The organism is Carboxylicivirga linearis, from assembly GCF_018271995.1.
Lineage (GTDB): Bacteria > Bacteroidota > Bacteroidia > Bacteroidales > Marinilabiliaceae > Carboxylicivirga > Carboxylicivirga linearis.
Window position 1 is genome coordinate 132,834 of sequence record NZ_JAGUCO010000001.1, and the last position, 24,536, is coordinate 157,369.

Here is a 24,536-nt window from a genome sequence, read left to right on the forward strand (position 1 = left end):
TTTGTTGATTAATGATCTAAAAACTTAAATGTTTTGGCCACTTTGGCTTTTTTATCTCTTGCCCCATGACGAGCCATCATAACATAAACCACAGGCACAATAACCAAGGTAATGATGGTTGAGAATAATAAACCGCCAATAACAGTAATACCCATTGGGGCCCAAATTTCTGATCCTTCGCTCACACTTAATGCCATTGGCATCATACCCAAAATGGTTGTTAAAGCAGTCATCAAAATAGGACGTAAACGTGAACGACAGGCTGTTACGGTTGCTTCATGTAACTCAACACCGCGCTCGCGCAGTAAGTTCATAAAGTCAATCATTACAATACCATTCTTTACCACAATACCTACCAAAAGAATGGCTCCCAGCATGGCAATAGTACTCATGGTTGTGTTGGTAATATACAAGGCAACTACTACACCTGAGAATGAGAACAGAATAGAAAGCATAATGATGAATGGCATTTTTAATGATTCGAACTGTGATGCCATTACAATGTAAACAAGGATGATGATGATCAGGAATAGTAATCCAAGATCCTGAGCATTCTCTTGCATATCTTGATAAGCTCCACCAACAGAAACCCAAACTTCACTAGGAAAATCAACCGTCTCTAATTCTGCTTTAACCAATTCGGCCAAATCAGACAGAGCTAAACCTTTAGCTGCAACGGCTGAAACCGTAACTAAACGTTGACGTTGTTTTCGTTCGATACGAGGTGGTGCCCAATATTCCTCAACAGTTCCCAGTTCCGAAACGCGAACCAGTTTTCCTGTTGGTGTCATAATAGTAATATTCTCAATATCGGCAATGGTATTTCTGGCGTTTTCGTCATACCTAACCACAATGTCGTATTCATCACCTTCTTCGCGGAATTTAGAGGCAATCATGCCAGAAATACGATTTCGCACTGCCATGGAAGCGGTGGATGTATTTAAACCGTATTCCGATAGTTTTTCTCTGTCGAAAACTACCTGAAGCTGTGGTTTCTCTTTTTCACGAGAGATTTTAACATCTGCAGCACCCTCAATTGTTTTTAACCTTTCAGCTACCTCATTGGCAATTAAAGTAGTTGTTTTAATATCGTAGCCATATATTTCCACATCCACTCCATTAGATCCGCCTCCAAAACTCATACCTGTTGATGTAGAAACGGTATAACTAATGATTTCAGGCATTATTTCCAACTTCTCACGAACGATATCGGCTAATTGCCATACGCTTCTTTCGCGGTCAGCAATATCAACCAATTTCAATCGCATGTTAATGGTATGTGTTGCCGATTCAAACATAATGGATGAAATTCCTCCTTCATCATCACTACCTGATGAAGTGTAAGTTAATTGCACTTCAGGCATTTCACTTTTTACATAAGCTTCAATCTGACGAGCTGTAGCCATCGATTCTTCAACACGCATTCCTGTCTGTAACTCAATATTCACCTCCATCTGACTCTGATCCTGCTCGGGCATGTTTTCAAATTTCAGTGATTTAGCCAGCATCATTGAGCTAATAAAAATAATGGCCACAGCAGGAATGATTACCTTCTTATGGTGGATACTCCAATCAACTATTTTTGCATAACCATTATCAATACTATCCAGCGTTTTTACAACGGTTCTATCGTATATTGAAGGTTTACCGTTGCGTTTTTCTCTTAAACGTAACATCTGAGCACTCAACATAGGAGTTAATGAAATGGCTGCTATAGTTGAGGTTACAACCGTAATGGTAACAATCCATCCTAACTGTTTAAATAAAACACCTGTTTGTCCACCAACTAATGTTAATGGGAAGAATACCGCTACCACCACTAATGTTGTGGCAATAACTGATAACCAAACCTCTTTGGTGGCGTAAATAGCCGCTTCGCGCGGTGAACTACCCCGCTCAATGTGCTTCATAATATTTTCCAATACTACAATAGCATCATCTACTACCATACCTATGGCAATGGAGAGCGATGACAGAGAAATAATATTAATTGAATTACCCGAAACATAAAGGTAGGTAAACGCTACAATTAACGATATTGGAATGGTAAGAACAATAATAAAGGTTGCTCTCCATCTTCCTAAAAACAGAAGTACCACTAACACTACAAAAATCAGTGCAAACATTAGGGTTTGCGACAAGTTATTGATTGATTTTTCAATGTCGGATGAAGAGTCCATAATTTCGAAGAAGTTCACATCCGGAGGAAGCGATTCTTTTAATTCTTCCAGCATGGCTTTTGCATCATTGGCAACCTGCACGGTATTGGCTCCCGACTGTTTCATTATCATCAGGCGCATACCCGGATTCCCTTCGAAGCGTTCATCCAGCTCTTTCTCTCTCTTGGTATCATGAACTGTGGCAAGGTCTTTCAGATAAACGGTTTTACCATTGCTGTTACCAACCACCAGGTTTTCTAATTCGTAGCTATCGTTAAATTCACCATCAACACGCAATTGATAATCGAACTGTCCCATTTTAATATGCCCTGATGGAACATTCATATTCTCGGTGCTGATTATCTGACCAATCTGCTCAACGGTAATTCCGTATGCATCTAGTTTTAACGGATCGCACTCTACATATATTCGACGTCCGGGTGCACCTATTACCGAAACACTGCCAATACCGTTTACCCTGTTTAATGGATTAACGATTTTTTCTTCCAGAATCTTCTCTAAGCCATTAAAGCTCTCTTTTGCATTAACAGCATAAAAAAGGATTGGAAAGGAACTGGTGTTAAATTTAAAAATCAATGGCGATTCGGCATCGTCAGGTAAATCGTCCTTAACAAATTCAAGGGCGTCGCGAATATCGTTAACTGCTTCTGTGAGGTCGGCCTCCCAGTCAAATTCAAGCGTTACTACCGATACATTATCTTCCGATCTGGATGTTACCTCTTTCAGATCATCCACTGAGTTAAGGCCATCTTCAATTAGTTTGGTAACATTGGTTTCAATTTCTTCGGCATTGGCACCAACATACGTTGTCATAACAGTAATGTATGGTGGTTCTATCTCCGGATACATATCAACGGGTAGATAGAACAAAGAATAGATACCGAACACGATTACCGCCATAAATATCATAATGGTGGAAACCGGTTTTTTTACGGCTGCACTATATATACTCATTCTTATTCGTCTAAAATTAATGTAATAACCTGTTTACTTTACCACCTGAATCAGATCTCCGTTATTCAGTTTCGACTGACCTGAAGTGATTAGCTTTACACCTGGTTGGATGGCGTCAGAAATGATTTCCAATTTATCATCGAATCGTTCACCTAAAGTGACATCAATGTGTTTGGCTTTGCCATTTTCTTCAATAAAAACATAACGGTTTGATGTTCCTTCCAACATTAATACGGCTGAAGCAGGAGCTACGATAGTTTCTTTTTCTCCCAGATTTACTTTTACACGAGCAAACATTCCCGGACGAAGCTTTAGGTTGCCGTTTGGTATAGTTATTTCAACAGTAAATGTGCGGGTTGAAGGATCAATAGTAGGATAAACCAATGTAACCGTACCTTCAAATTCTTCTTTGCCATAAACATCTGTTGTAAGTCTGGTTTTCAATCCTGCTTTAACCTTTGGGAAGAAGCGTTCTGACATGTTAACGGTAACTTTCAACTTCTCGATTTGCTCAATGGTTAAAATAGCTGCTTTTCCGTCGTTAGTGTTGGGTGTACCACCATAAATCTCACTGTTTTCGTAAAATCGACCGGTAACTAAACCATTAAATGGACTTTTTATAATGGTGTTCTCACGCAAGTTTTCAAGACTGGCTTTAGTGGCACGGTATTGTGCATCGGTTTGATCATATACTTGTTGAGAAATTGAACCGTAGGCAATTAGAGAATCCATACGAACCATTTCTTTTTCAAGGTTAGAAAACTGAACCTCCATTTGTACCAGTTGGCTGGCATCCATTTGAACAACCTGTTGTCCTTCACGAACCTTATCGTTAACCTCTACTTTAATTTCTTTGATACGCCCCGGCATATTGGGTGCCAGATACACTTTATCGTAGGCATTTATTGTGGCAGTGTATTCCTCATTTATTTCAATTACTTCCAGTTGAAGAGTGGTTACCTTCACTGTTTTTTTGCCAACATCGGTCTGGCTTTTATCAGCCTCTTTTTTGCCACCACAGCTTACTAAAACAAGTGCCGTTGCTATTGCAAGAAATGTATTTCTCATGATTATTTCAGTTTATCTTATTTCGAATTACAGATTGTTAAAAAGTTTCTCAAGTGTAGTATGTGCATCTAGTACTTGTAGCATAGACTGGATATAGTCCGACTCAGCCGACAAATAGTTATTATTAGCAGTTGTTAAGTCTAAACTCGACACTAATCCATGCTGAAATTTGCGGTTGATATTCTCAAATACCCGATAAGCCACATCTACATTCTGTTTCTGACTTTGGTATTGCTCCAGTGCGGTATTTAAATTTAATCGCGCCTGACGCTCCTGTATTAATAAAGCATCTTCGAGTTGAGCTTTGTTATTTTGTAAGGTCTCTAACTGAATTTTAGCTTGATTAACTTTCGATTTTCTCATACCTGATGAGAAAATAGGTATACTCAGGTTTAGCTGCAGTACATTATTTGGTTGCATATCAAAGTTGGCAGCCTTAATTTTTTCCGTACGAACGTAATTGGCAGTTAGTGTTGGCAGATATTCCATCTTTTGTAACGATACTTGCTTAGAAGTAATTTCTTCCTGCGATTCCATCAATTGATAGTCAACATTATTGTTTAAATCAAAGGGTTTTGCCAGTGCGTTGTAAAAGTCGAACATCTCAAGGAAATCATCCAATGTTTGTGTTAATTCAATGCTCTGTTTAGGATCAACACCTAATTGTAACTTTAGTAAATCGTAGGCCATATCCACCTGACGATCTGTGCGACGCAAGCTGTTTTCAAGCATGGTTACCTGAATAGATAACTGATCAACATCGGTTAATTCAGATACCCCCACTTTATACATTGCTTCGGTATTGACATAAAGATCACGTACGTTTTCAAGGTTTCTGGTAATTATCTCTTTAGAGCGTTCTGCCAGTAGAATATTAAAGTATGCACTTGCAACTTGTTCTTTTACATCCAGCTCACTTTTTTCGGCGTTCTTCTCTGTCATTGCCTTGTATAGCTTAGCACTTTGTAATCCTACAATGTAGCTTCCGCTAAATAATAGCTGCGACACATTTACATTTAAAAAACTGGTTGGATTATTAGGTACACCTTCTGTACTGCCCGGAAAGAAAAACTCATGTCCCAAATAATCGGTATAATCCACATTGGCACTTACCTGAGGTAATCCACTGGCCAATGTTTCCCAAACCTGAGAATTTGCTTCATCAATAGCAAGCCCGGCATTCTGAATATCACGATTATACTTCAATGCATAATCTTTGGCAGCGCTTAAATTGAGTATCAGTTTTTCCTTTTCCCCTTGCCCCAACTCTGTTTGCGTAACCTTATTAGGATTAGCCTCAGAATCGGAATTACTTCTCTCCTGCGCAGCTATTACTTTACTTGCCATAGCCAGCGCAACAATCAGCATCCATTTAAACTTCATTGATTCTTTATATTAGTTCTTATATTATTGTTGATTTTTATTATTTGAAGTTGAATACCCGTTTGAGCTCTTTTATGCCTTCAGGGGTACATATACCGCGAAAATGATATTTAAATAATTGCTCTAACACCTTATGATCTCCCAGTTCGGCGTCGGTAAACAAGCCATTGGAGGGATCCATAGTATAATTTTGATTAGCAACTTGTAATTTGGATATAATATCAGATTGGATATCGGGTTGATAGAAACCTTCTTTTTTTCCCTTTTCCAGATTAGCATAGGTGGCATTGTATATTAACTTTTGCCTTTTATCCAGAATTGTATTTAATAGCAATGGATAGTACTTGCGTAAGTCGTAGAGCATAGAAGGATTGTACTTGGGAAAGTGCTCTTTTATTTTTGATGTATACAAGTAAAATTGTTCAATTGCATTTGATTTTAAATCATGGAATGCGGATAAAAAATCAGAATACAATTGGAGGTTAAATTCAACTACACTTTCAACTAAATCGTTTTTGTCCTTAATGAAATGATACAGTGTTTTTTTCGACATCCCTAATTCGCGGGCTATATCATCCATGCTTACACTTTTAATACCATATTGGTGAAAAAGTAAAGCGGATTGCTTAATAATTTGTTGCCTTTTATCTTTCATAACGGCAGCGAAAATAGAAAACTTAATTCATTTAGGAAACTAAAAAAGTAAAAAAAGTTTCCTGAGTTTATTATTTGTATCCCTCTGAATCATTCTTTTTTGCTTATTCATCAATAAATACATCACCCTAATATATTTATTAGCATCTGGTTAGAATAATTAGACTTACTTCACCGTTCACAATTATGAGAATCATGAGACATTACCTAATCATAGTACTTTTTTTATGCATTGTATTTAATGTACAGGATGCTTCATGTCAGAATAAAAAGCGAAAACTGAATAAGCGTACTTCAAAGCGCGAAATAAGAAAAAGGCAACAGAAGGCATTTGAACAGGATAAGGATATGAATGCATTTAATCCTATGAAACCCATGGGAGCCAGGGAGAATGATGCAAGAGATGATATATTATGGCATCACGAAAGTGCAAATACAGTGTATCCGGGAGCTGGAAATATTAGCCTGTTATCACCATCAAGGTATGGATTAAAGCCCGGGCTTGAAATATCGTCTTCTCTTGCTTTGAATTATTGGGTGCCCAATATCACTTTAAAAAAAAGGTGGGTAAATAATAAATGGTATATAGCCAGTAAACATGGCTTATACTCAGCAAGTCCTGGGTTGAGTTGGCTGCAGAAAAGAAACTATACTTCAATTATTGATACAGGTATATCCGTTCCAGTTATTATTTCTATTAAAAACGAGCTATTAATTAGCAGATACATTTCCACAGATAATCGTTGTAGTAACGATCAGCCGTTTGTAATATTAACAGCCGGAATTGGTGTTGATGTAGGTATAAGTGCTGAAGAATCTGAGTTAACCGAATTAAAAAAGCATTTTCTTACCAACAGAAGTCCTGCGCTAATAGGTAAAGGAGCTATTGCTTATGCCAAATTAAGAGCCGATTGGCAAATTAACAGCATGCTTACATTGGGTGGTGGACTTAAGTATTACAGAGGTAATTTTACCGGAAATCATGCATTTGAACAAGCTACTGAATTGCAAACATTTATTATGCCTGCATTATCATTCAATTTTGGTTATATTCTTTCCATTGCTAATTATAATACATCTAATGGTATGGCTATTCTGCCGTTAATTGATATAACCTGGTATTTTGGCAAAAAGCAAGGGCGTCAAAAAGGTTTATGGGGAAGAAAAATGTTTTAAGGTATATTTATAGAATATTACATTTCCTAAACAATAAAATTACCCAATTTTATTGCCGATAAATCTTAAAGACAAAATGTAGATGAAGAAAGAAGTTGCTATTGGCATTGATATTGGTGGAACCAATACGGTGATTGGCATCGTGGATAGAGCTGGAAACATATTAGCTGAAACAACAACTCCTACACTAACTAATACTGATATAAGAGAGTACCTGGATTCGTTAACGGTGAAAATTAACGAAATCGTTTTTCAACAGAATAATACTATTGAAGTAAAAGGAATAGGCATAGGCGCACCAAGTAGTAACTATTTTACCGGAGAAATTATTGGAGCTACCAATTTAGGTTGGGGCGAACGTGTTCCTTTGGTTGAATTAATGAGAGAATATTACGACTACCCTGTAATTGTATTAACCAACGATGCCAATTCGGCCGCTGTTGGTGAAAAGATGTATGGTGGAGCACAAGGGATGAAAGATTTTATTATGCTTACTCTTGGTACCGGGGTTGGTAGTGGTATAGTAGTGAACGATCAATTAGTTCTTGGTCACGATGGATTTGCCGGTGAACTGGGGCATGTTATTACACAACCCGATGGTCGTGAATGCGGATGTGGCAGAAAAGGATGTTTGGAAACCTACGCTTCTGCTACCGGAATATGTCGAACTGTGTCAGAGATAATGGCAACTACAAATACAAAAAGTGAATTGCGAAATGTTGCAGCAGAAAGCTTTACTTCCAGAATGATATATGATGCCGCTGTAAAAGGTGATGAGTTGGCCTTGAAAGCATTTGCTTTAACCGGTAAAATGTTGGGTAAAGCCATTTCTGATTTTGTTGCCTTCTCAAGCCCCGAAGCTGTTTTTCTTTTTGGCGGGCTAGCTTTGGCAGGTGATTTTATATTTACACCTACAAAAGAAGCCATGGAAGAAAATATGTGTTTTTTGTATAGCGAAAAAGTTAAATTACTTCCTTCGGAACTGGATGGTGCAAAAATTGCAATATTGGGTGCAAGTGCTGTTGTTTGGCAAGAAATGAAGAATTAATATTCTATCTGAAATAAGGGAAGATGGGTAAGCAATAGCTTGCCCATTTTTTGTTGAGCGCTATTCATTTAAGGTGGATTGTCTCCTTGATTTACCTTACCTTTGCATCCGCAAACACTCAATTTATTCTATGTATTTAAAATACGTATTAACCACAATTGCCATTTTAATAGGTGGGTTATTGGCCATTCAGGGAAGTATTAACTCTCAGTTAGGTGGATTTCTAAAACACCCTATTCAAGCTTCATTCACTAATTTTTTAGTGGGAACCATTTGTCTCTTTATATTAAATTTAATTCTCAGAACCGAAATGCCTAAAGGAGAAGTGTTAGCTCAAGTACCCTTTTATCTTTTTCTAGGAGGCATATTAGGGGCCATCTTTGTATCATCGGTAGTGATATTAATTCCTAAAATTGGAGTAGCCACCATGTTAGGTGCAACTATAGGGGGGCAAATGATTGTGGCAGCTATAATTGACCACTTTGGGTGGTTTAGTGTCAACCCACAACCTTTTTCTATTGGAAAAATTGCAGGAATTGTATTCATTATAGTTGGAGTATTTTTTATTCAACGATTTTAGTAATTAAAGAAAAAAAACTTTAATAACGTATTGATTTGTTAACACTTGGAGAAAAATTGATGCCATCAACATATGCGAATTATTTCATATGATATTGATAATCATGCTCAAAAACAGCTTTAAAAAGCGTTAAATATTAGTCTTAGTCTCATGAAAAGGTGTATTTTTGCGCCTTTGGAAAAAAACAAACAGTTATATTATGGCAGATAAAACAAAACAACTGTTATTTAGTGATTTCCCACCTGTTTCTACTCAAGAGTGGATGGACAGAATCACAGCAGACCTGAAAGGAGCAGATTTTGAGAAGAAGCTCGTATGGAGAACCAATGAAGGATTCAATGTACGACCATTCTATCGCTCTGAAGACCTTGATTCGTTAAATTACTTAGAGAGCCAGCCGGGCGAATTTCCTTACGTTAGAGGAAACAACGCTAAAAGCAACAAATGGTTCGTACGTCAGGACATTAAAGTAACTGATGTAAAAGTAGCTAACGAAAAAGCTTTAACTCTACTTACAAAAGGAGTTGATAGCCTTGGTTTTATTATTGAAGACAAGGATATTATTACTGAAGCTAATATCGAGGCTTTATTAAAAAATATTCTTTCTGATGATGTGGAAATTAACTTCTCAGCTTGTTGTGGCAACAGCCTTTTAGTGCAAGCTGTAGTAGCAGTTCTTGAAAAAATGAATCGTAACCTTACAGAAGTTAAAGGTTCGATTAATTTTGATCCAATTGGAGATTTAACTGTAAAAGGAAAAGCTTGTTGCGAAATGAGCAAAGCCATTGACAGTGTTAAAGAATTGGTAGAGGCTACTTCAAACTTGCCTCAGTTTAAAACCATTGCAGTAAACGCAAAGCATTACAATAATGCTGGTTCTTCTGTTGCTCAGGAGTTGGCTTTTGGTTTGGCAATGGGTAACGAATACCTTGCTCAATTATCGGAAAAAGGACTTTCTATTAATGAAGCGGCTGCGAACATCAAGTTCAACTTTGGTGTAGGTGGTAACTACTTTATGGAGATTGCTAAGTTAAGAGCAGGTCGTATGTTATGGGCTAAAATTGTGGAAGCATACCAGCCAACAGGTGTTGAGGTATGTAAAATGCATGTTCACAGCGAAACATCAGAATGGAATAAGACCATTTTCGATCCAAACGTAAACATGTTGCGTACTCAAACTGAAGCAATGTCGGCTACACTAGGTGGTACTCAATCACTGACTGTTCAGCCTTACGATTCATTATTTAAAGATTCGGATGATTTTTCTGAACGTATTGCTCGTAATCAACAATTATTGTTGAAAGAAGAATCTCACTTCGAGAAAATCGTAGACCCTTCAGCCGGATCATACTATATCGAAAACCTTACTGACAGTGTTGCAGAACAAGCATGGTCGTTGTTTGTACAGGTGGAAGAAAAAGGTGGTTATTTAGCTGCTTTAAAAGAAGGATTTATCCAGGGATTGGTTAAAGAAACTGCTGATAAGCGTCGTAAAGCAATCGCTACTCGTCGCGAAAACCTATTAGGTACTAACCAGTATCCTAACACAGGCGAAATTGTTACTCCTAAAATCGATTTCTCTAAATTAGAGAAAGTATGCACTTCGTGTGATGGAGATAAAGAAATTGAGCCAATAGTAACATTCCGTGCTGCTGATGAATTTGAAGCATTACGTTTAGCTACTGAAAAAGCTGCAAAACGTCCAAAGGTATTTATGCTTACCTATGGTCACCTGGCTATGCGTTTAGCACGTGCTCAGTTCTCAGGTAACTTCTTTGGATGTGCTGGTTACGAGATCGTTGATAACTTAGGATTTAAAACAGTAGAAGAAGGTGTTGAAGCGGCTAAAGCTGCTGGCGCTGATATTGTTGTTTTATGTAGCTCTGATGACGAATATGCTGAAGCTGCTCCAAAAGCCTTTGAATTATTAGGTGATACTCCGTTGGTTATTGCTGGTGCACCAGCTTGTGCTGACGACTTGAAAGCGAAAGGTATTACTCACTTTGTTAATGTTCGTTCAAACGTTTTGGAGACTTTGCAAGGGTTTAATAAAATGATATTAGAATAGTAGACTTTGAGACTATAGACTTATAGATAATTTGATTGATATTATCTAATAATGCAATGAAAAGGAAGCATAATTTTAAAGAACTTCAAATTTGGCAGAAAAGTAGGATGCTTGTTAAAGACATTTACAAGCTCACTTCTGAATTTCCTCAGTCTGAAATATATGGATTGACTAGCCAAATGAGGCGTGCTTCGGTTTCTATACCTTCAAATATAGCAGAAGGTTCAGGTAGAAAAACGAACAAGGAATTTAGTCGTTTTCTGGAAATTGCATATAGTTCAGCATTAGAGCTCGAAACTCAAGTGTATCTTTCATTTGATCTTGAGTTTATAATAGAATCTGTTCTGGAAGAGTTTTTGGTTAAAATAGATGAGCTGCAAAAAATGATCTCATCCTTTGACACTAAAATACTTTCAGAAACCTTCTAATAGTCTATTGTCTAATCATCTAAAAATCTAAAAAATGAGACCAAAATTTAATAATATAGATTTCAAAACCAAGGCTTGTGGTGCTACTGACACTAAGGCCTGGGAACAAAAACACGGGGTGAAAAAAGACTGGGTTACTCCAGAACAGATTCCCGTAAAACCAGTTTACAGTAAAGACGACCTTGAGGGCATGGAGCATTTGAACTATGCTGCAGGTTTACCTCCATTTTTGCGCGGACCTTACTCAATGATGTACGCATTCCGCCCATGGACAGTACGTCAGTATGCAGGTTTCTCTACGGCTGAAGAATCAAACGCATTCTATCGTCGTAACCTGGCTGCAGGTCAAAAAGGTCTTTCTGTAGCATTTGACTTGGCTACTCACCGCGGATACGACTCTGATCACGAGCGTGTGGAAGGTGATGTTGGTAAAGCTGGTGTGGCTATCGACTCTATCCTTGATATGAACGTATTATTCGATGGTATTCCATTGGATAAAATGTCAGTATCTATGACTATGAACGGTGCTGTATTGCCAGTAATGGCTTTCTACATTGTTGCAGGTTTAGAGCAAGGTGTGAAGTTAGAGCAAATGGCCGGTACTATTCAGAATGATATTCTGAAAGAATTTATGGTGCGTAACACTTATATCTACCCACCACAATTCTCAATGAAGGTAATTGCCGACATTTTTGAATATACCTCTCAAAAAATGCCTAAGTTTAACTCAATCTCAATCTCTGGTTACCACATGCAGGAAGCAGGTGCTACCGCTGATATTGAGTTGGCTTACACATTAGCTGACGGATTAGAATATTTACGTGCAGGTGTTAATGCCGGATTGGATATCGATGCTTTTGCTCCTCGTTTATCTTTCTTCTGGGCTATTGGTATGAACCACTTTATGGAGATTGCCAAAATGCGCGCCGGACGTATGTTATGGGCAAGAATTGTAAAACAATTCAACCCTAAAAATCCTAAATCTTTAGCTTTACGTACTCACTCGCAAACTTCGGGTTGGTCGTTAACAGAGCAAGATCCATTTAACAACGTAGGTCGTACTTGTATCGAAGCTATGGGTGCTGCATTAGGTCACACACAATCGTTGCACACCAACGCATTGGATGAGGCTATTGCATTACCAACTGACTTCTCTGCTCGTATTGCACGTAACACTCAGATCTTCATCCAGGACGAAACACAAATTTGTCGTGGTATTGATCCATGGGCTGGTTCATACTATGTTGAGTCATTAACTAACGAATTGGTTGAAAAAGCCTGGGCTCACATCGAAGAAATTGAGTCGTTAGGTGGTATGGCTAAAGCAATTGAGTCAGGTATTCCTAAGATGCGTATCGAAGAAGCTGCTGCTCGTACACAAGCAAAGATCGATGCGAAAACACAAACTATTGTGGGTACTAACAAATATCGTTTGGAAAAAGAAGATCCAATTGATATTTTAGATATTGATAACGCTGAAGTACGTAAGTCGCAGATTGAGCGTCTTGAAAAACTTCGCGCTAACCGTAATGAAGAAGAGGTACAAGCTGCATTGGCCGCAATTACTAAGGCAGTTGAAACTGGTGAAGGTAACTTGTTGGAGTTAGCTGTTGATGCTGCTCAAAAACGTGCTTCATTGGGTGAGATCTCTGACGCTTGCGAAAAGATTGTTGGTAGATATAACGCAGTAATCAGATCAATTTCAGGAGTGTATAGTGCAGAAGCAGCAGACGATAAAGAGTTTGCAAAAGCCACACAGTTGGCTAAGGATTTCGCCGAAAAAGAAGGTCGTCAACCACGTATCATGATCGCTAAAATGGGTCAGGACGGACACGATCGCGGTGCAAAAGTAGTAGCAACAGGTTATGCCGATATAGGTTTCGACGTAGATATGGGACCATTGTTCCAGACTCCTGCCGAAGCAGCTAAGCAAGCCGTTGAAAACGACGTTCACGTAGTGGGAGTTTCTTCATTGGCAGCAGGTCACAAAACTTTAGTTCCTCAAATTATTGATGAATTGAAAAAATTAGGCCGCGAGGATATTATGGTTATTTGTGGTGGTGTAATTCCAGCACAGGATTACCAATTCCTTTATGATGCAGGCGCTGTAGCTATCTTCGGTCCTGGTACTTCAGTTGCTAAAGCGGGTTCTGATATCCTTAACTTGTTAATTGAGCAACACGCTGAATAAGTAAATAGATTACAGCTATTTCAATATAAAAGCCATCCCAAACGGGATGGCTTTATTGTTTACTTCAAATTCTAAGAAGGTAATTCGCATATATATAGTATATTCACCTATAATTTATGTTAATTACTAACCTGGATGAAAAATATATTCCTTTTTTCTACTATAATTTGCCTTTTATCTTTTAGTGGTTGCAATAATAAAGATTTGCCACCTATTGAGAATGAAGAGGCTGCTGAAAATTTCCTTTGTGATCAAAGTGTATGGCATTTGAGCAGTGTACCTAATCGATTTACCGAATCATCTTTATCCAATAATATTAAATATGGATACAATCGTGCTAAACTTGCATGGTATAACATTAATGCAAACGTTTTTTTGCGAAATTCAACAATGACTCCTCAACACATCAAAGATGATAGAGAGCAACGTATGCATCCATTAGTGAGAGAAGTTTATGAGCAAGAAATATACCCATCACGACAAATAGCTTATGGAGAACCAACTGTTATTCCTTGTTTGAATATAGCTTATTATCCTAATGAGCGTGGTCCATATAATTTTGATGTTGATGGTGTCAATTACGATGGCACATTAACAAATCCTTCTTCGCGCTGGGCAGGCATGATAACAGAGATTCCAAAAGAGGAAAGTTGTGATACTATTATCTTTTGGATGATGTCACCCTTTACCTCAAATAATAACCAATCAATTTCGGGATCAATTTTTTTTGATATTGGTAGTATTTCTAAAGATATTTTAAAGGACGGATATATCAGTTATGAAAACGGATTATCAGAAGTTGGACAACTAAGTGTTTGGGGAGTACTTTCATCTTTTTCAGGTGATTCTATTTTTGATTCGGATGATGAAAAAAGGTTATCTCAAGATGTAGGTCTGGATGGCTTGTGCAGTGACACTATACGTGGAGTGAATGATGAAGCCATATTTTTTAGTTCTTTTTTAGAAAGGTTGAAAGATAAAGTTAATGTTGAAGCTTATCGAAAGGTAGAAAAAGATCCATCTTCAGATGACTTCCATTATTACAGAGATACATACTACGACCAGATTGAATTACCAATTCTTGAGCGTTATAAAAACATTAATAATCCAGAACGAAATTCTTTGCCTCCTTCATTCTCGCATGAAAATTATGTTGTAACACTTCATAATAAGCCAGATAGTGAAAATTTTAATTACTCATCTATTATTTCGATGGAGTCTGATTATGATGAATATGAAATTAAGATTTCTAGTGAGCTTTTCGAAATAGGACAAAATTACATATCTGATATTAGAGAATCTGATGTTAACCAGTTGATTAAATGGTATCAATTCAAAATACCCTTAGCTAAAAATGAACAATTAAGTCATATGAATGAAATAAACCTTCGAATGTATTTAACAGGATTTGAAAATCCTGTAGTTTTCAGAATTGCAGAATTTACAATTAAATAAGAAAACAAATATACTATTGGTCTATTAAAATTCTAGGATTGGTATCGCATGATTAACCAATGTTGCTATCTAAAAGTGACTGGTATGCCCATGCAGTATCACCCAACCCCCTTTTTTATTTTCCATCACAAGGGTAGATATCCAATTAGATTCGATGGCTTCTGAATCTTTCATTTTAATTGATTCTGTTCCCTTCCAAACACACAAAGCTTTGTATTTGTCAAGTGGAGTTACCTGAACAGAATTTTTAAGTACTTCCTGCTTTTCCAGATTAGCCCAAAATTGCCTAAGCATTTCTCTTAACTGTGTGTAATTTGTTATGTGACCGTCGGTGATAAGAACAAAATCTTCACTATCTGACCAGAACGACATTGATTTTTCCAGATCTTTGTCAATTGAGCATTTGATCATTGCTTCAATGGTGTTTTCAATTTCTTTCTGCATGTTTTGGGCGCAGATGATTTGACTGCTGAGTAGCAAAACGATAGCTAAAAAAAATACATTATTTTTCATGGCGGTTCATTTTAATCTGTAATTTCCAAAGATATGACCGTGATGATGTGAATGTCAATAATAAGCAATCAGAAACAATAAAGCCACCTCAAAATTGAAGTGGCACCTGATGATATTATCTCTCGGTTAGAAATAAACCTGAAAACCAGCAGTGATTAAATGATAACTCTGATCAAACAATTTAGTGTCAATATCGGCTTCCAGCATAAAGGTCATATTATTCTTAACCCATATCTCCAGGTTTATTGGAACCCAAACCGGCACTTTGGTTGAATTGGCAAAAACGATATCCATATCCAGACCAGTAGATAATCGAGCTCCGTTACCCAAATTAAACCCTACAAGGCCTGTTAAATCCATGGCCAAATCATTAAAGGAATGAAACCCTCCAGCAAGTGAGAAGTTCTTACTTTTGCTGAATTCAACATCCATTCCTATAAAATTACTATTACCAAAAACACCTAATTTTAATCCAAGATCAACACCATTTGATATGCCATATCCACCATTTATAAACAGCATTAATTGATCATTTCCACTATATACAAATAGAGCAGGCATCATGCCAAAGTTTCCTTTCCCTTTGCCTAATGTTTGTGCTGAGCCTAACACCTGAGCGTTACTACTTATGCATGCGCATAAAATCAGCATTAATAAGATTAGTTTCTTCATCGTCCAAAGCATTAATTTACATGCAAAGGTAGAATAGTATGAATAAAAATTTTCTCAATGAAAAACATTTTGGTGCTGAAATTTTTAGGCTACTAATAACAACTAAGCAACCTTAAACATTGTTAAATCTATATTTTAGATTCATAGTAAATGGTTGAAATATTCTAATTTTGCATACTTGAACTGATTGCTAATATCACATCTCTCAGTCAGCTGCTATAATCCGGTAGCTATAATAGCATTAATTTCATCATAAAAACTGAGAGCTATTCCTTGATAAATAATACTGATATGCCAATAAAAAGAGACTCAAAATATTTTATTCAATCCATAACCTTGTTATTGGCAATGCTTACATCAATGTCGCCGTTGGCCATTGATACCTATTTATCATCGATGCCCATAATGGCTGATTATTTTGATGTGAGTATTAGTAAGGTTGAAATCTCGTTAACCGTTTATTTTTTAGGCTTTGCTTTGGGTAACTTTTTTGGAGGTCCGTTATCAGATGCTTTTGGTCGAAAGAAGTTGGCTGTAACCGGAATTACTCTCTATGGTATTTCAGCCATCATTATGCCCTTATGTACTACTATTGAGCAGGTGTGGGTGCTAAGAGCTATTCAGGCATTTGGTGGTGGATTTGCTTCAGTTACCGCTATGGTGTTTGTACGAGATTGGTTCGATGGCAGACAAGTAGCTCGCATGGCCACAGTAATTGGTATGATTATGATGTTTGCTCCTTTGGTAGCTCCTATTATAGGTACAGCTTTGGGACAATTAATTGGTTGGCAGGCTATTTTTCATTTTTTGGCTGGTTTTTCAGTAGTGCTTTGGGTCTTGTTTGTTTTTTTAATGCCCGAATCAAGAGAAAAGCATTTATTAACTAAGAAAATTACATGGAAGCAGTTTGTGGGTAAGTACATCATTTTCATGAAATCGCGTAAGGCAGTTCTTTTGCTTCTCACAACAGCGTTTTCAATGTCAGGCTTGTTTGTGTTTATTACCAGTTCATCATTTATGTATCTCGAATATTTTGGAAAGGAACCCAAGATCTTCCCATTATTATTTGCCGCAAATGTAGTTTTAAATGTGGCCTTATCGTTTGTTAATAACCGGCTATTAAAAAGGTTTGAAACGCAGAAGATGCTGCAAACCGGTTTATTACTTCAACTATTGGCTGCCATCATCATTTTTGTTGCTACCCTCGAAGCTTCGGCCAGTTTTATCATTGTATTTTCGGGCATAGTACTTTTCATTGGTAGTCTGGGGATGGTATTTGGTAATGCCACAGCTATGATCCTAAATTTATTGCCCGAGATTAGCGGTTCGGCCAATGCCATGATTGGCGTAACCCGCTTTATCATGAGTTTTATTGTTGGATCAATACCAGCATTGTTTTATAATGGAACGCTTCTTCCGATTGGCGCTACCATGCTTGTTTGTTGTATTGTTGCGGTCATCATATTTTGGTTTTATGCCAAGCAAATAACTGAATGTAAAGGTTAATAGTAATCGTTGCCTTAAGAAAGCTACCTAAAGCCTCGAAACATTCCTGCAATCAAACTAATTACAAAAAGTACAACTGCAATAAAGAATAAAATTTTAGCAATCCCAGCCGCACTAGCTGCAATTCCTCCAAATCCGAATAATGCTGCCACAAGGGCAATAATTAAAAATGTAACAATCCATCGTAACATAGCAATATAGTTTTAAGTGAATATTATGTTTGAATGCTGTGATTAAAATGCAATACCTATATAAACTTGAAGGTTGGAATTTTTAGCATCCCCTAATAAAGTTTCTATTGGCTCGTCTGAAGATGCTACTTGATTTAATCCATAGGAATAATTAACTCCAAGAGAAAGATTGTTGATATGATAAGCAATTCCTCCGGCTAATCCATAATCCAATTTATTGAACTGGTCATTATCTATATCTTCTGACTCATTAATATTCATCCAATCCAATACTTCTGTATCTGTTTCGGCATTACTATTGAGTAATACTGCTATGTATGGACCCAAATGAATATCAAAGGATTTAGAGAAATTAAAGGTGAAATATACCGGAACTTCAAGGTATTTAAGATTTAATTCTGATTCTCCTTCAGCTACCTCCATTCCCAAAAATTCCTCATTATAAATGGCTTTAACACCTTTTGTGGAGTATAGTACCTCGGGTTGAACCCCAAAGGTTTTTGTTATTGGAAGATGCGTAAATACACCTACATTAAAACCCGGTAACCGATTTTTCTCATCAGCATTGTCAAATGTCATTGAACTAAGGTTTAAGCCTCCCTTTATACCAATTTTACTCTTTTGAGCCTGAGTTATTTGACTAGGAAATGTAAATAATAATACGAATAAACCTATAACTGATAGAATCTTCTGACTTGTGTTTTTCATAAGTAATTTGTTTGATTTATTTAGAATACATAATCGTGCCAAAGTCCCATGTAAATACTTAAAATATTGGTAAACAGCAATTAATTTAGGTGGTTGTCGAATTGCAGAATTGAATAGTTTAAGTAACAAGGGGGAAATCTTCTACACTGTAGTGAAATATAGTCTACACATTTCATCTAAATACCTTTTGAAAATTGCCTTCATATTTCAAAGTATCATGGTCGGTATAGAAAGATTAATATGAGTTTTTAGTTGGGTTAATCTTAAGTTAATACACGCATCTTAACTTGTATATATATAAAGAAGAAAGTCATGAGAAGGCATGTTATATTGGTTATTTTAGCAACATTAATTGCTGTTTTAACTTCTTGCGATGATCAATCGGAACAAGTTACTCAACAAGATATTATTACTCATATGCTTTTAAATAATAACTGGCAGATTCAAATAGTAAAAGGAGAACAAGAGCAAAAAATTGAGAGCCCCGATTGTTTACTAAGTTTTTCTTCAGATCAAAGTCTCTTACTGCATAATAGTATTGAAGATAAGGGTACTTGGCAGCTTCGAGCTATAAGTCCTGTTGAATTTTATGATGAATTAGAGCCAACACCGGAAGATAACTCGAATCTTCATATTTGGGATGATGCAGAAGAGTTATTGCTTGAACTGACTTTGCAGTTAAACAAACGATTGGCAAACGATGTAAACGGAAGTTGGATTATTACCGGATACAACAAGAACACTGTCTATTTACAAAATGATTTATATAGGTTGATTTTTGTAAAAGGAAATACTGAGTAGATGGCGAATTATTTGATCAATTTAAGCTGCATAAGAAAAAAGATGGAAGCAATGTTTTAAAAACGGATTTTCCTCGTCAGATAGAAACACGAATGGAATTAGGGAAACGGGCCAAGCGTGATATGAATGAAGAAGATATGGAAGCCTATGAAGAAAGAATGACCAAATTTTTTGAAGAAAACAGATAAGCAAGTATGACCATCTTCATATTTTAATAATTATTAAAGCTGCCCGGCAAATTTGTCGGGCAGCTTTAGTTTTATGTCATGGGGTAATGTTTTATTACTTGAATTTCTTCAATACATCTTTAACCGCATCCTTGTGGATGGTAAAACCCATCATCTTTAGTTTTACATAGTCTTGTGTAAAGAAATAATAACCAAATTCCGGAGCGTCCGGGTCGTTATTGCGTGAGCCCGAACTCGAATCTTTTATCAGATACCAGTCTTTACCATCTTTCTCCAGGTATCCCACCAAGTGCATACCATGATCGTCGGTAGTGGTTTCGTTATCAAACCTAAAAGCGCGCGAGTCTTCATTAATGTATGCCGAAGGAATATCAAAATCAGGTACCATTGCACATTGAGTTGAACGAAGGAAACCAGCTTCAGATACATCACCACCAATACTCATTGTATAACCTTTGCGAATGGCTTTCTTTACAATTTCCATATATACATCCAGTGGTACATTATAATAATCCGTATTGTGCCACCAGTTATCAGGCACGGTGTATTCCACTTGCTGCCAGTATGGCTTTTGTTTGTGTGAAAGAATCTCTACGAAATCGTTAGGATCCAATTTCAAATAGTCTTTCATATAGCTTACAGGTGTATATTCCTTACCTTCCACTTTAAATGAAGCTGGCGGTACACCGATATAGTGATCCATAATAGAAGCAATGGTTTCTAATGCTGCTTCTTTATTCCAGGCGTTGGACGTGGTAAGTGACTTTAAGAACGTACTCATCTCTTTCACCATCTGGCCATGATCATGATATTTTCTGCCACCTATCAGGCCTGTATATTCATCGGCAGGAACCAAACCATGAGCAAGGGCAACCCGAGCAACCGCATTTCCTTCCGATCCCTCTGCAAATAAAGAATTTCCTCTTTTCTCAATAAATCGCTCAGCTTTTGCGAGATATTCGTAATACGCAACATACATTTCCGATAACTTGACTTTCTTGCCAGTCATTCGGAAGATTTCTGATTCGTAAAAAGAGAGCGTCGAGAAGTCCCAACATGTTCCGGTATTTCCTTGAGATAAAACAGGGTTGGCCCACTCTCGTTTATAGATTTCAACCTTATTCGGAAGATCATACTGGGACTGATCCATGGTTAATCTCATGGCTGCAGGTTCAGCCTCAACTGAGTCTTTCACATGACTAATATCTTTTAATATCGTTTCGTAATAAAATCCTTTTCCTCTGGGATACTCTTCAATTTTTGTCTTGTCAGTGTTTTGTGCCGACACGGTAATTGTCAGCAGAACGGCAGGTAGCAATCCGACTAATTTCTTCATATTATTTAGGTTTAATATTTATTTCCCGTAAAAGAAAGGTAAATGTAATAGAAATAAACACTATAAAATATGACGAACCCCCATAAAATGACCTTGTATTATGAAAAAATGATAAAACTGGTCCAGATATCATTTATTCTTACAGACTCTCCTTCCGAAACTCAAGCGGTGATTTTTTTACCACTTGTTGAAAAGTATAGCTAAAGGCAGAAAGGCTGTTGAATCCACATTTATATGCAATGTCACTTACCGCCAGATTAGTTTGCAATAAGGCTTCCATTCCTTTAATAATGCGGGTTAGCTTTACGTATTGCAAAAAAGAAGTATCCATATTGTTTTGAAAGAGGCGCGATAATGATCGTGTACTGTAACTAAATTCATCGGCCACATTGGTTAAAGACAATGGTTGATTGATGTGATGATGGATATATTTAAGTATTACTCTGAGCGATTCGTTATGAGTAGTAGGTAAAGCTATAGGCAAAGGTACATTGGAAACTTCCAGAACAATATTTTTTAGGGCTGTTAAAAACTCATATCTCATAGAATCAGATTTTGATACTTCTCCCTGCCAGCTCTCGGTATAATAAATCATTTCCATCAGTAGGTTAGTGACAGGATAAATTCCTTCTTGTTGTTTTACTTTGTGATCTTTAGGAAATAAGAAAGTGGGAAAAAAGATGTTATGCACCTTTTTTATGGAAGTTCGTGAATCAACCAGATGCCTGATGCCGGCAGGAATCCATAAAAAATGCCGGGCCGGTAAAAAATACGAAGCCGTTTCTGTATTTAAAAAGGCTACACCTCCCTCAACATAACACAGTTGATGTTTATCGTGACTGTGCATCGAAAGTTGTCCTTCAATTTTGGTATTGTGCACATAAAACACTTTTTCGTTATGATCTACATTGGACAGAAAGGAATCGATTGTTGCCATGCCTTCAAAAAAATAGTTGGCCAAAATTATAAAATAATTGTCCTATTATTGAAAATACGACTTATTAAATAGTATGATCTTTGCAAAATGAAATTTTGTAGGGTGAAATTGATATTGAGAAGCGCAATATTCCTTCTCTTTATCCTTTCAGGCACAAGATCGGAGGGACAGAGTACTGCTGAAGATACCGTTCATATAACATTAAACGGAGCCTGGGAAAGAGCTAATACATTTAGCAAGGAGATACAGTTAAAAAACATCGATAACCAAATTGGAATGGAAGATTTGAGACAGGCCAAATCTCAATGGTTGCCGCATGTTGGTACAAATGCTCATTATGGTAAGCTAGCAAATATTCCGGTTTTTGAGGACGGAATATTGGAAACTCCCACTTATATTCCTATTCACGATCATACCACATACGAAGCAGGTATTGAAGCTGAGTTTAATCTGTATAGTGGACACAAAAATCATATTGCTATTCAAAAAGCAGAAACTAAGACGGAACTGTTGCAATATCTAAAGAGCGAATCGGTTTCTGATATTCACTATAAAGTGGCTGAATTGTATTTATCCATTCAACGATCAACTGCTTTTGTGAAATTAATTGAACAGGATGTAAATCGAAACAAAAAACGTCTGGAACAGATTCAACAGCTTTATAATAATGGCGTTATTTTAAAAAGTGATTTATTACGGGCTCAGTTACAATTGTCGCAGCAGGAAACCAACCTACTACGAATGAACAACAACCTGAATATTTCCAAACAGCAACTGAATATTATTTTAGGATTCGACGATCATCATCCATTAATACCTATTGATGACATTGCTATGAATTTAGGTGAACTTAAACAAGCCTACCAAAATTATATTCAAATTGCCATGTCAACATCTCATTACGAGAAAATGGCAGAGGCCCATATAAAATTATCGGAACTGGATGAGAAAAATCTCAAGGCTGACAAATTACCTCGCATCAGCTTATTTGGCGAATATTCTTATTCTTTTCCGCAGATCATGTTATATCCGTATGCCAATGCGCCTTATGCACTGGGTGTGGGTGGCATCAGAATATCATATAACATATCGTCATTGTACCATGATAAGCATAAAGAGAATGCAGCCAGTTTAACGGTTGACCGACAAAGGCTCGTCAAAGCTCAAACAGAAGAAAAATTGAGGACCGAAATAAATAAAGCGTACAAGCGATTGAATGAAGATTTAACAGAGATTGAAGTGGCGACTTTAAACATTGAACAAGCGCAAGAGAACGACCGCATCATCAACGAGACCTATTTTAATCAGCTGGCTTTAATAACCGATTTATTAGAAGCCGATACCCAATTGCTAAAAGCTCAATTTGACTTAATCAATAGTCAGATTTCAGCCCGATTACATTATTATCAATTACTTAGATTAACAGGCCAATTATAATGAGTGAGAACATTAATAAATACCACAGACTAGACAATATTGCTGTGCGAATAACCTACTTTATCGCGCTCAGCATATTGTTAGGATTACTTATTTGGGGAATTTTTCGTTTGGTTGATTTCATGCGATATGAATCGACGAATGATGCACAGGTAAAGGAATACATCAATCCTATATTAAGTCGAGCCACCGGATATGTTCAGGAGATTAGGTTTAAAGATCACCAGAAAGTACAGAAAGGTGATACTCTTTTGGTATTGGATAAAGAGGAAAGTATGGTTCGATTTGCAGAAGCTAAGGCAGCATTGGCATCAGCCCAGGCTCACCTAAAAGTACTGGAGAACAATTACACATCGGCAACCGGTAATATGAGCGTTAATAAATCCCGAATAAGTGCCGAAAAGGCTGAGCTCTGGAAGCAGCAGCAGGAATACGATCGATACGAAAAACTTTATAAAGTGGAGGCGGTGACACTCCAACAGTTCGAAAATATCAAAACAAAATTAGATGTAGCACAGTCGAATTATGAAGCTGTTAAAAAATCGTTTGAGGTATCCAACAGCAAGAAGGAGGAGGTGAAAACGCAAATTGAAGTTGCTAAAGCTACCATCGAGCAAAAAGAGGCTGTTCTGCAAAAAATACAACTCGATTTGATGTATGCGGTTATCACGGCCCCATCGGATGGTTACCTTGGAAAAAAGACTATTCAGAAAGGACAATATATTCAAAAAGGACAAACCATTGGTTTTATTGTTGATATGGAGCAAGGCAAATGGATTGAAGCCAACTTTGAAGAAACGCAAATTGCCGAAATGAAAGAAGGTCAGGAAGCTGAGATCAGCATTGATGCCTATCCCGGAGAAGTGTTTCATGGTAAGATTGAATCGTTATCACCGGCTACGGGATCGCAATTTTCGCTTTTGCCACCCGATAATGCTACCGGAAATTTTGTAAAGATTACTCAGCGTTTTACCGTGCGAATCCAATTTACGGATGAGGAAAAAGCAATCGAAAGGTTAAAGGCTGGAATGAATGCCGAAGTATCTGTTCCCAAATTATAGA

General features: G+C 37.1%; 21 protein-coding genes. 11 read left to right on the forward strand and 10 right to left on the reverse strand.

Annotation, left to right across the window (positions count from 1 at the left end; translation table 11 throughout):
• Positions 1-8: 8 nt before the first annotated feature.
• From KEM10_RS00525 to KEM10_RS00540, 4 genes are read right to left on the reverse strand one after another with little or no spacing between them, the layout of a single operon-like run.
• Entirely contained in the window at positions 9-3,134 is a 3,126-nt protein-coding gene (locus KEM10_RS00525; protein WP_212212105.1) for an efflux RND transporter permease subunit, read from the reverse strand.
• A gap of 33 nt (positions 3,135-3,167) precedes the next feature.
• Entirely contained in the window at positions 3,168-4,202 is a 1,035-nt protein-coding gene (locus KEM10_RS00530; RefSeq protein WP_212212107.1) for an efflux RND transporter periplasmic adaptor subunit, read from the reverse strand.
• 27 nt (positions 4,203-4,229) lie between these two features.
• Complete coding sequence (locus KEM10_RS00535) at positions 4,230-5,585, reverse strand: TolC family protein (protein WP_212212109.1); 1,356 nt, start codon at positions 5,583-5,585, stop codon at positions 4,230-4,232.
• 40 nt (positions 5,586-5,625) lie between these two features.
• On the reverse strand, positions 5,626-6,240 hold the full coding sequence (locus KEM10_RS00540; protein ID WP_212212111.1) for a TetR/AcrR family transcriptional regulator: 615 nt from the start codon (positions 6,238-6,240) through the stop codon (positions 5,626-5,628).
• A 194-nt stretch (positions 6,241-6,434) separates the two neighbouring features.
• Here KEM10_RS00540 and KEM10_RS00545 point away from each other — a divergent pair, with 194 nt between their 5' ends.
• The 7 genes from KEM10_RS00545 (at position 6,435) to sov (ending at position 15,185) form a co-directional block, all read left to right on the forward strand.
• The gene (locus tag KEM10_RS00545) at positions 6,435-7,415 is read left to right on the forward strand and encodes a hypothetical protein (protein ID WP_212212113.1); all 981 of its coding nucleotides are present in this window, start codon (positions 6,435-6,437) and stop codon (positions 7,413-7,415) included.
• Positions 7,416-7,497: 82 nt separating this feature from the next.
• Complete coding sequence (locus tag KEM10_RS00550) at positions 7,498-8,463, forward strand: ROK family protein (protein WP_212212115.1); 966 nt, start codon at positions 7,498-7,500, stop codon at positions 8,461-8,463.
• 130 nt (positions 8,464-8,593) lie between these two features.
• Positions 8,594-9,043: a DMT family transporter gene (locus tag KEM10_RS00555; RefSeq protein ID WP_212212118.1), complete on the forward strand. Its 450-nt coding sequence runs from the start codon at positions 8,594-8,596 to the stop codon at positions 9,041-9,043.
• Positions 9,044-9,242: 199 nt separating this feature from the next.
• Positions 9,243-11,111 carry a methylmalonyl-CoA mutase small subunit gene (gene mutA, locus KEM10_RS00560; RefSeq protein WP_212212121.1) on the forward strand — a complete coding sequence of 623 codons (1,869 nt, stop codon included), beginning with the start codon at positions 9,243-9,245 and terminating at the stop codon, positions 11,109-11,111.
• Between the two features lie 56 nt (positions 11,112-11,167).
• Entirely contained in the window at positions 11,168-11,539 is a 372-nt protein-coding gene (locus KEM10_RS00565; RefSeq protein ID WP_212212124.1) for a four helix bundle protein, read from the forward strand.
• Positions 11,540-11,573: 34 nt separating this feature from the next.
• The gene (gene scpA, locus KEM10_RS00570; protein ID WP_212212127.1) at positions 11,574-13,730 is read left to right on the forward strand and encodes a methylmalonyl-CoA mutase; all 2,157 of its coding nucleotides are present in this window, start codon (positions 11,574-11,576) and stop codon (positions 13,728-13,730) included.
• 135 nt (positions 13,731-13,865) lie between these two features.
• Positions 13,866-15,185: a T9SS outer membrane translocon Sov/SprA gene (sov, locus tag KEM10_RS00575; protein ID WP_212212130.1), complete on the forward strand. Its 1,320-nt coding sequence runs from the start codon at positions 13,866-13,868 to the stop codon at positions 15,183-15,185.
• Between the two features lie 69 nt (positions 15,186-15,254).
• Here sov and KEM10_RS00580 read toward each other — a convergent pair whose 3' ends face one another.
• Both KEM10_RS00580 and KEM10_RS00585 read right to left on the reverse strand, forming a co-directional pair.
• Entirely contained in the window at positions 15,255-15,698 is a 444-nt protein-coding gene (locus KEM10_RS00580) for a YybH family protein (protein ID WP_212212133.1), read from the reverse strand.
• 126 nt (positions 15,699-15,824) lie between these two features.
• Positions 15,825-16,370, reverse strand: coding sequence for a hypothetical protein (locus KEM10_RS00585; RefSeq protein ID WP_212212137.1), 546 nt, complete (start codon positions 16,368-16,370; stop codon positions 15,825-15,827).
• 291 nt (positions 16,371-16,661) lie between these two features.
• On the opposite strand from KEM10_RS00585, the gene KEM10_RS00590 reads away from it, so the two are divergent.
• Positions 16,662-17,876 (forward strand): multidrug effflux MFS transporter, encoded by a 1,215-nt coding sequence (locus tag KEM10_RS00590; protein ID WP_212212140.1) that lies wholly within the window; start codon positions 16,662-16,664, stop codon positions 17,874-17,876.
• A gap of 23 nt (positions 17,877-17,899) precedes the next feature.
• Here KEM10_RS00590 and KEM10_RS00595 read toward each other — a convergent pair whose 3' ends face one another.
• Positions 17,900-18,067 (reverse strand): DUF1328 domain-containing protein, encoded by a 168-nt coding sequence (locus tag KEM10_RS00595; RefSeq protein ID WP_212212144.1) that lies wholly within the window; start codon positions 18,065-18,067, stop codon positions 17,900-17,902.
• A 42-nt stretch (positions 18,068-18,109) separates the two neighbouring features.
• Positions 18,110-18,775, reverse strand: coding sequence for a porin family protein (locus KEM10_RS00600; protein ID WP_212212147.1), 666 nt, complete (start codon positions 18,773-18,775; stop codon positions 18,110-18,112).
• A 312-nt stretch (positions 18,776-19,087) separates the two neighbouring features.
• Between KEM10_RS00600 and KEM10_RS00605 the strand changes: the two genes are divergently transcribed.
• On the forward strand, positions 19,088-19,576 hold the full coding sequence (locus KEM10_RS00605; protein ID WP_212212150.1) for a hypothetical protein: 489 nt from the start codon (positions 19,088-19,090) through the stop codon (positions 19,574-19,576).
• Between the two features lie 282 nt (positions 19,577-19,858).
• On the opposite strand, the gene KEM10_RS00610 is transcribed toward KEM10_RS00605, so the two are convergent.
• Together KEM10_RS00610 and KEM10_RS00615 are read right to left on the reverse strand one after the other, a co-directional pair.
• Positions 19,859-21,100 carry a C1 family peptidase gene (locus KEM10_RS00610; RefSeq protein WP_212212151.1) on the reverse strand — a complete coding sequence of 414 codons (1,242 nt, stop codon included), beginning with the start codon at positions 21,098-21,100 and terminating at the stop codon, positions 19,859-19,861.
• Between the two features lie 139 nt (positions 21,101-21,239).
• Positions 21,240-22,037, reverse strand: coding sequence for an AraC family transcriptional regulator (locus KEM10_RS00615; protein WP_212212152.1), 798 nt, complete (start codon positions 22,035-22,037; stop codon positions 21,240-21,242).
• A 102-nt stretch (positions 22,038-22,139) separates the two neighbouring features.
• Between KEM10_RS00615 and KEM10_RS00620 the strand changes: the two genes are divergently transcribed.
• Positions 22,140-23,474 (forward strand): TolC family protein, encoded by a 1,335-nt coding sequence (locus KEM10_RS00620; protein WP_212212153.1) that lies wholly within the window; start codon positions 22,140-22,142, stop codon positions 23,472-23,474.
• On the forward strand, positions 23,474-24,535 hold the full coding sequence (locus KEM10_RS00625) for an HlyD family secretion protein (RefSeq protein ID WP_212212154.1): 1,062 nt from the start codon (positions 23,474-23,476) through the stop codon (positions 24,533-24,535). The genes KEM10_RS00620 and KEM10_RS00625 overlap by 1 nt, the downstream gene beginning before the upstream one ends.
• Position 24,536 lies beyond the last annotated feature (1 nt).